Here is a 2,351-nt window from a genome sequence, read left to right as displayed (position 1 = left end):
GACCGAATCACGGTCAAAGAAACAACGGACGAAAACACTGGCAACAAGACCTATACGATTTCTGCCAACAACAACGGTAAAGTCGCAAAAGACGATGGCAACCTGATTTCCGGTGATACGCTCTATAAGGAAGTCCATGTCGATAGCGATGGCTCCTATATCAAGAGTAACAATACGGTCGGTCAGAACCTGTCTGCTCTGGATTCGGGCCTCAAGACGACGAGTGACCTCATACACACGAACGCCAAGGGTGACACCATCCAGATTGGTGGCAACAGCACGGCTACGAAGATTGATGTCAGCGGCAAGGACAAGGATGGCAATACTACAGGCCGCGTCATCACAGGCGTCGTGACAGATGTCAAAGATTTGACCAGTGCGGCAAATGTCGGCTATGTCAACGGTATTACCAGTGCCAATACACAGCAGATTTACCGCGATATGAACAATGCCTATAGCCGCCTGGATACGAACATCAACAGAGCGGCAGCCGGCAGCAATGCTTTGGCGGCTCTCCATCCGCTCGATTTCGACCCGGCTGATAAAGCCAGCTTCGCCGTCGGTTACGGCCATTACCATAACGCCAATGCAGCCGCTGTCGGTGCCTTCTATTAGCCGAATGCCAATACCATGGTCAACATGGGCATTTCTCTTGGCAACGGCGACCCGGGCTTCAATGCCGGTGTCTCCTTCAAGATTGGCAAAGGCTCCGCATACAACGGCGTCAGCAAGGCTGAAATGGCACAGACAATCCATGATCAGGCTGAAGAAATCTCGGCTATTAAAGCGAACGATGCAGCCAAGGATAAACGAATCGATGCCCTGGAAAAAGAAAACCAGGAAATGAAGAAACAGATTCAGGAAATCCTGTCCCGTCTGAATGGATAAGTAGTACGTGTCTGCATAACGAAAATAGAACAGACAAAAAGAAACCAGCCATAACGCAACATAATTGCGTTATGGCTGGCTTTTTTAGTGGTGGCCTTTATAATCTGAGTTCTCATATGTAATTCAGAAGAGTATAGCATGGCAAACTGTTTTTTCTATACTGGAAACAATCCTTTATTTTACCGTGTTTTTCAATGTACCGATGGAAGAGATGGAAATTTCTACAGTGTCTCCCGAATGAATGTAGCGGGGCGGTTTGAAGCCGGCGCCGACACCTGATGGTGTAACCGTCGAAATGATATCACCGGGCTGGAGTGTCGTGCCCTGGGATAGGGTGGATATGAGCGACGGAATGGGGAAGATGAATTCTTCTGTCGAGGCATCCTGGCGGACTTCGTCATTGACTTTGGTCACGATAGTAAACGTATCAGGAGCGGCATCGCGCAGCAGGATGCAGGGGCCCATGGGGGCAAAGGTATCGAGGCTTTTACCGTGGAACCACTGGCCGTGATTGCGCTGCAGGTCACGGGCGGTTACATCATTCATGATGGTAAATCCATAGACGTGATTCATGGCTTCGCTGACGGGGATATCCTTGCCGCTGGTGCCGATGATGACGGCCAGTTCTCCTTCATAGTCCAATTCTTTCGTTACCTGCGGATGAGAATCGATGGTATCTTCCGGCCCGATGACGCAGGTCGGGGCTTTGGTGAAAAACTGGGGATATTTTGGCAGGGAATCGAGTTTTTTCTTATGAAATTCTTCGATGTGTTCGGCATAGTTTTCACCGACGCAGAAGATATTTTTCGTAAGCTGTGGCAACGGGGCCAGAATGTGTACCGTGGCCAGCGGTTTGGCTTTCACGGCCTGGGTCTTTTCGTTCTGTTCGAGGGCATCGGCCAGGGCCAGCAGGCCTTCATTTCCCTGCTGGATAAATTCTGCCAATGTTTCCGGAAGAGGGGTAAAGAACGCCTCTTCTAAGGCAATAGCGCTGTATACTCCTGTTTCTTCGGTATCCAGCACGCCCCACTGAACGAATCCCAGGTCTTCAAAGGTAATCAGTTTTTTTATCATCATAGCTATCTTCTCCTTGTCATATTTGTTTTATTATATCATAATTCATTGCGTCATGTATTCTCTGTATCCGTATGTGGACAGCTTTCCTTTAGCAGTCGTAAAAAGACTTCGCATGGTTTGGTGAGAAGCTGGTATTTTTTCCAGACTACGAGACAGGAAAAGGAGACGGCCGGCTTCAGGGGGACAAAAGCCAGGTCCGGCGTCTGGAGCTGGAAGAGTTCATTGATGCCAAATGCGCTGGTAATACCTGTCCGGATGAGTTGAGCCGCATTGGAAATGAGGTCGAATCGTCCTACAATCTGCAGGTCCTCAGCTGTCACCTGTCCTCCGGACGGGGGGCGGACATCGAAGGCAGCCGTTGCCGTCCGTGAAGACGTGAGCAGGGG

Annotated in this window: 2 protein-coding genes and 2 pseudogenes; 2 read left to right on the top strand and 2 right to left on the bottom strand. The window is 49.9% G+C overall.

All coding sequences use genetic code 11. From position 1 onward, the window contains the following. Both DBO31_RS03850 and DBO31_RS09440 read left to right on the top strand, forming a co-directional pair. Positions 1-615: pseudogene (locus DBO31_RS03850) on the top strand (hypothetical protein); the annotation flags it as partial. Positions 616-630: 15 nt separating this feature from the next. Further along, positions 631-888 carry a hypothetical protein gene (locus DBO31_RS09440; RefSeq protein ID WP_234995379.1) on the top strand — a complete coding sequence of 86 codons (258 nt, stop codon included), beginning with the start codon at positions 631-633 and terminating at the stop codon, positions 886-888. A 174-nt stretch (positions 889-1,062) separates the two neighbouring features. Here DBO31_RS09440 and DBO31_RS03845 read toward each other — a convergent pair whose 3' ends face one another. Both DBO31_RS03845 and DBO31_RS03840 read right to left on the bottom strand, forming a co-directional pair. Next, positions 1,063-1,965: a fumarylacetoacetate hydrolase family protein gene (locus DBO31_RS03845; RefSeq protein ID WP_150824488.1), complete on the bottom strand. Its 903-nt coding sequence runs from the start codon at positions 1,963-1,965 to the stop codon at positions 1,063-1,065. Positions 1,966-2,015: 50 nt separating this feature from the next. Next, positions 2,016-2,351, bottom strand: a pseudogene (locus tag DBO31_RS03840) (LysR family transcriptional regulator); the annotation flags it as partial.

This window comes from Megasphaera sp. DJF_B143 (assembly GCF_900320625.1).
In the GTDB taxonomy this organism is placed as follows: Bacteria; Bacillota; Negativicutes; order Veillonellales; family Megasphaeraceae; genus Megasphaera; species Megasphaera hexanoica.
This window is presented reverse-complemented; position numbering and strand designations above follow the sequence as displayed.